Origin of the sequence: Vibrio sp. 10N.247.310.24 (genome assembly GCF_041467175.1) — a bacterium.
GTDB lineage: Bacteria > Pseudomonadota > Gammaproteobacteria > Enterobacterales > Vibrionaceae > Vibrio > Vibrio tasmaniensis_A.
Genome location: NZ_JBFSUD010000142.1, coordinates 1 through 5,747, shown reverse-complemented (window position 1 = coordinate 5,747; position 5,747 = coordinate 1). Strand labels below are relative to the sequence as shown.

Here is a 5,747-nt window from a genome sequence, read left to right as displayed (position 1 = left end):
AAATACGCGAAACGGGGTTGTTCTATCTTTAAATTTAATTACGCAACAAAGCCCTTTTTTGGTTTCTTAATCAATTCAAGAAATTATCAACAGAAGAACTAATAGCACTTATCAGATAAGCAAGAAGCTAGGTATTTCCGTTTGCCATGGTGATCACGCGTTTCAAAGTCCATCTCAACAACAATGGAATACAGTCTTGTCCTTGATTCTCACAATGAGACACGATCGCTAAAGCCAGGTCTGGTTTTGCGTGTTTCTTGAGAACTTTAGCCACAACTTTTTTCGCTGGAATAGGGTGATCATAAGGAATCTTAACCATGTCTCTGAAAAAGTTCTCAAACCCATTCATGTACAAGTAGTGCTCGATGTCTCTATCAGGCAGTTCTGTGAGGCGATGTCGTTCTTGATCATTACCAAGTTTAGATAGCACAGTCGCCGCATATTTTTTTCCGGCTGCATCACCATCAGTTACTACATGCCAATCGATACCAAACTCTTGCGCTACTTTAATGAGCGCTTTAAGACCAGACTGCGCGAACTCAATAATTTGAACGCCTTCCGCAGCAAGGTTATACCCACATTGGTTGGCTAACTCGTTAAACAACCAGACTTCGGTTTCACCTTCTACTAACAACCAGCAGCGAGCGTACAGAGCGCCGGACCGGTGAAAACGAATATGAAAACCAATTCGACGAAGTTCATCTTTGCTGAAGTGGTTCACATTGAGTTGGTTGGCAATGGTTTTATCTGACTGACGTACTAAACGACGAATCGATTGAAGCGGCACAGCAGCAAGTAGATCGCCACTGTTGGTGGTCAGGATTTTTTGCATGGGCAGCTTTTGCATCAAGCTCCAAGCCCTTGCCAAGTGCGTTGGGTGCAATCGACCTTCTGGATCTTCAAGGATCAAAAGAGGGCGAGCACATCTTCTTAAGTCATTTGGCCCTTTTGCTTGCAAATAGGCATTAAGCAACCCCATGAATAATAAGCGAGTTTGTTTGTTTTTGGTCTCTTCGACCAATTGATGAATGCTCTTGTCGTTCGCACCAGCTGAGTAAAGTAACCCATCACGCGGTTTTCTCGGATTTTTACGTGAGACACTCTTAAATGAGAAGTAGTGTTCTATTAAGCTTTGCATCGACTCAAGACTACTGCGCATTTCACCTTTATTAACATGTCCGGGTATTGCCATAAGGCGACGGCAGGTGTTGTCGATGCGCTTTTCTATCCTTGCCTGACGCCCATTTCCGTTATTGCCGTTTCCATTGCTGCCATTACCATTGGTTGTTTGACTCTGGCCGTTACTATTTCCGTTCACATTATTAGCGTGACCGTTGCTAGCATGAACATTGGCTGGTAGGTGAGCATTATGGTTAAGTGAGTTGCCGTTGAAAGGGCGATCGAAGTGTCTTGCATCTCTTAAACGAATTACAGGGTGTAACGTCATTAATTCTTGAGCGAGCTTTTCTGAGTGATGAAGCTTGAGAGGGTTTCCGTCCAACCCCAAAAATGCATAGTGTGTTGTCGTTTCATACTGTTCTAACGTGGCACTGATTCGATAATAGATACGAAAAACACCAAACTCGTCTTGAACCCACACCGGCTTGAGTTTGCGATAACGTCCTGCATTTAGCTCACTTTTATCGTTGGCTTTTAACGCGAGAACAATTTGAAGGTGTTGAGACTGTGGATGTGAAACTGAGTAATCGACATGGAAATCGGTCATTTCGAAGTGATATGGAACTCCGTCTGAAGGGAGAACGACGGAAAGGGCATCCAATAATGAAGACTTACCCCAAGTATTTTCACCAATAAGCGTGGTTAGCTCATCAAACGCAAGAGACATGCGCTTAATACCTCGAAAGCCAGAAATCTCGATTCTTTCTAGTTGCATAGGCTTACTCCTAACGGAAGGCTCTGCTAATTGTTTGAAAGCTAACAGATATCTTTAATCATAATCGAAAAACACAAATCTGGTATGCTCACCTGTCACAAAACCCGTTGTTTATTTATACGGTGCAAAATGAGATTTTCGATCTATCTCGAGTATTTTTTTGCAGTGCAGTTTCATAAAATTCACGATTCTGTCATGATTCTCGACCTAGTATGAAGGGACAAAGAGAGAAGAAAATATGACTAAAAAGAATAAGCCGACAAAAATAGTGTTGGCACACATCAACGACACCCACTCATACTTTGAACCAACCTCGTTACAGCTATCACTTAAAATGAACAACCACATCATTGAACCTTATGTCAGTACTGGTGGCTTTGCTCGAATTTCAACACGCTTCAAACAAATAGAACAAGATGCCCAGCGTCAGAAGGTTGGAACCCTGTTCCTGCATGCTGGTGACTGCTTCCAGGGCACTTTGTACTTTTCTTTATTCAAGGGAAAAGCCAACGCCGATTTGTTGAACGCCCTTAATATAGATGCCATGACGCTCGGCAATCACGAGCTAGACATGGGTAATGAGCCCGTTGCGATTTTCGCTAAAAGAATCAAATTCCCACTGTTGGCCGGTAACTGGAATCTATCGAATGAGGATATCAATAAAACTCATACCTTAGCGGACAACGAAATTGTTAAGCCTTATCTGACTGCAACGCGAAGTGCTTCTTTTATAACGAAAGAGTTTGATAGCGAGAAGGTTGCAATATTCGGCTTAAGCATCGACAAGATGGCAGGCATTGCTAATCCAGATATCGATACACCATTTGAAAATGCTTTAGAAACAGCAAAAGCGACCATTGAGCAGATTCATAAAGCTGGTATCAACAAGATTGTGTTACTTAGCCATCTTGGTTACGAAGCTGATTTAGAGTTAGCAGCCAACGTAACAGGTATTGGCGTCATTGTTGGTGGCCATAGTCATCGCTTACAAGGTGATTTCTCTGATATTGGCTTAGTCAAAGACGATGACTACGGTGTGAAAGTCGGTGACACCTATGTTGTGCAAGCGGGTTTCCACGCCATGAGCTTAGGACACTGCGAAATCGAGTTCGATGCTGAAGGCAAAGTGACTCACTTTAACGGTAAAAACGAACTGCTGTTAGGCCGTCGACTGTTTATAGATGCAAAGCTAAGTGAAGTAGGGCAAGACGACGCTCATGATATGGCGTGTGAGTTTTTGAATAATCACCCTAATATTGCAGTGTGTAAGAAAGATCCTGAGCTGCAGAGCATTCTGACGGATAAATACCAGCCGAGAGTTCGAAAGCTTCAGCAACAAGTGATTGCTCATGCAGACACAACACTGCGCCATATTCGGATCCCGGATGAGAAAGGTCCAAGTCAGCTTGCGCCCTTGGTTGCTCAATCATTTCACTACCTAATGAACAAAAAAGGGCATCAGGTTGAATTTGCGATTCACAACTCTGGTGGAGTGCGAAATTCACTCAATAGTGGTGATGTATCCGTTGCCGATATTGCCGGAAAACTACTACCGTTTGCCGTACCCATTGGTGTGTATGACGTAAAAGGTGAAACGATCGCAGGCATGCTCGAAGGGGCAATTAACAACGCGCTCGATAATGGTGTTGTGGGCACGGGTTCAGGTAGCTTTCCTTATACTCATAACTTGAGATTTTGTTATCACAAAGAAGCACCCTTAGGACATAGGATTCATCATCTAGAAATACACTCTGAAACATCCGGTTGGCAGCCTGTGTCTCGCGACCGAATTTACCGAGGCGCGTCGTCAGCCTACACCATGAAAGGAAAAGAGGGCTATAACGCCGTCTTAGATATGATAGGTGATGGCGTGGTGACGACCGATTCTATGGCAGACTGTTTTATTGAGTTCTTGCAAGAATACCCAGAATCTCTTAAACACAATGAACCGCTGAATTGCATGGAGTGTTTTAGATAGCCAGCGTCAATGCTTGCACTTAACATTATTAGTTCTAGCTGTTTATAAATTTGGCATTGTTTATGCTTTATTCCTGCAGGTCACACTTCTTGTGGAGATAAGCATGGATAAGAAAGATTGGTTAGATGCAGTAGCGGTGGTTGGTTGGGTATCGGTTTGGTCTGCGTTAGTGTATTTGATACCGACTGCAGGATTGTAATTTACGCAAGATAGTAATTTACGCAGAATTATTACTTGATCGTTTTGCAGTGTAACTACGCAGTGCCATCGTGAATTTGGTTAGCGGATTTATTCTTAGAATCAATTCGAGTATCTATTTGACAGGGTGGCATCAATAAGAAAGGAGCATTTGCTCCTTTTTTGTATTTCTAGTGCAAATTTTAATAGACGAAACACAAATAGGGGAATATTATCCACGCGTTTGGGGAGTAGTTAGCGCAAGTTTACATGTCGTCATCTCGTTAGGCTAAGAGCCTATCCGGTATGTAAAGGTGAAATCCCATATTTCACTTCAACGAGACCAACGCAATCACAATCAAGATCCGTCGTGGAACTTGATATGTTTTGTTTGCGGAAGGTCTTTGTAAAGTTCTTCCGCCCGGAGGAATAATGAACTCAACTCAATCTCTATTATCTACAAATAGTGAATCCTTTTTTTCATCGCCAATCATGACGACTTATGCGGGTTTTTTCCTGCTAACAGTGATTCTCGTCTCTATTGATATCTATCAGACTCGTGGTGGGAACGTCACAATTAAAAAAGCGGCAATCTGGAGCGTTTTTTGGTTTGTACTTGCATTTTTGTTTGCTGGTTCTATTTACTTATTCTGGGACATTTATGCACCAAATAGTGACTACACAGCGCAAAAAGCAACCGTGTCATTCATTACGGGTTACTTGCTAGAAAAATCACTCAGTGTAGACAACCTATTTGTTTTCGCGATGATCTTTGCTCAATACCAAGTTCCTGAGCATCTAAGACCACGTGCGCTTCTTTGGGGCGTAATTGGTGCATTGGTACTTCGTGCAATTATGATCGCACTAGGCGCACAGCTATTGGCGGAATACCACTGGGTACTTTACGTGTTCGCTGCGTTCTTGATTGGTACTGGTATTAAACTGGCGTTAGACAAGGGCGAAGAGGAAAGCGTGAATACACTGCCTGAAAAGCTACTTCGTAAAGTGATGCCGGTAACCGAAGATTTCCATGGCCCTGCATTAATGGTTAAACAGGGTGCTAAATGGGCATTCACTCCAATGATGTTGGTGATCGGTGCGATTGCAGTTATGGATGTGATGTTTGCATTGGATTCTATTCCTGCGATCTTTGCGGTAACACAAGAACCTTTCTTAGTACTTGCTGCAAACGTATTTGCGTTACTTGGTCTCCGTTCTTTGTACTTTGTACTGCAAGGCATGATGGATAAGTTCATTTACTTGAAGCCTGCGCTGGCATTCATCATGGTCTTTATTGGTGTAAAAATGCTACTGGTTGATAGCGAATGGGCTATACCGACGTATTGGTCGTTGGCGGTGCTGATTTCTACCATGACGGTTGCGGTTATAGCGTCGATTTATGCTAAGAAGCCAGACATTGAACAAGTGAATTAGAAACAAATATAACTTATCGAAAAGTTTATAATCGGTATGTGGTCGATGAAGTGGAAAAATTATTTATGTAAAATTTCTGTGACATTGGCCACTATGATTTGAAGGGTGTTTGTACTAAATGCATGATTTTAACGCCATTGTGAATTTATAGTCACCATTTGTGAATATGTATTTTCATGCGTTGTTAATGGTTTGTTTTATTAGAAAAACGGCTCTTCTCCGCTTAGATGAGCTTGATTTCTGGGTAAAAGGTAGAGTGAGTTT

The 5,747-nt window shown here is 42.4% G+C and carries 3 protein-coding genes; 2 read left to right on the top strand and 1 reads right to left on the bottom strand.

Annotated features, from left to right (window positions below):
- Positions 1 to 127 precede the first annotated feature (127 nt).
- Complete coding sequence (locus AB6E08_RS22600) at positions 128 to 1,894, bottom strand: ATP-dependent endonuclease (RefSeq protein ID WP_017100531.1); 1,767 nt, start codon at positions 1,892 to 1,894, stop codon at positions 128 to 130.
- Positions 1,895 to 2,132: 238 nt separating this feature from the next.
- On the opposite strand from AB6E08_RS22600, the gene AB6E08_RS22595 reads away from it, so the two are divergent.
- Positions 2,133 to 3,872: a bifunctional UDP-sugar hydrolase/5'-nucleotidase gene (locus AB6E08_RS22595; RefSeq protein ID WP_029222774.1), complete on the top strand. Its 1,740-nt coding sequence runs from the start codon at positions 2,133 to 2,135 to the stop codon at positions 3,870 to 3,872.
- Between the two features lie 609 nt (positions 3,873 to 4,481).
- Complete coding sequence (locus AB6E08_RS22590; protein WP_029222773.1) at positions 4,482 to 5,483, top strand: TerC/Alx family metal homeostasis membrane protein; 1,002 nt, start codon at positions 4,482 to 4,484, stop codon at positions 5,481 to 5,483.
- Positions 5,484 to 5,747 lie beyond the last annotated feature (264 nt).

Bases quoted from the DNA above. Each gene is read 5' to 3' on its own strand.
- AB6E08_RS22600 (WP_017100531.1), bottom strand. From the start codon at position 1,894: ATGCAACTAGAAAGAATCGAGATTTCTGGCTTTCGAGGTATTAAGCGC.
- AB6E08_RS22595 (WP_029222774.1), top strand. From the start codon at position 2,133: ATGACTAAAAAGAATAAGCCGACAAAAATAGTGTTGGCACACATCAAC.
- AB6E08_RS22590 (WP_029222773.1), top strand. From the start codon at position 4,482: ATGAACTCAACTCAATCTCTATTATCTACAAATAGTGAATCCTTTTTT.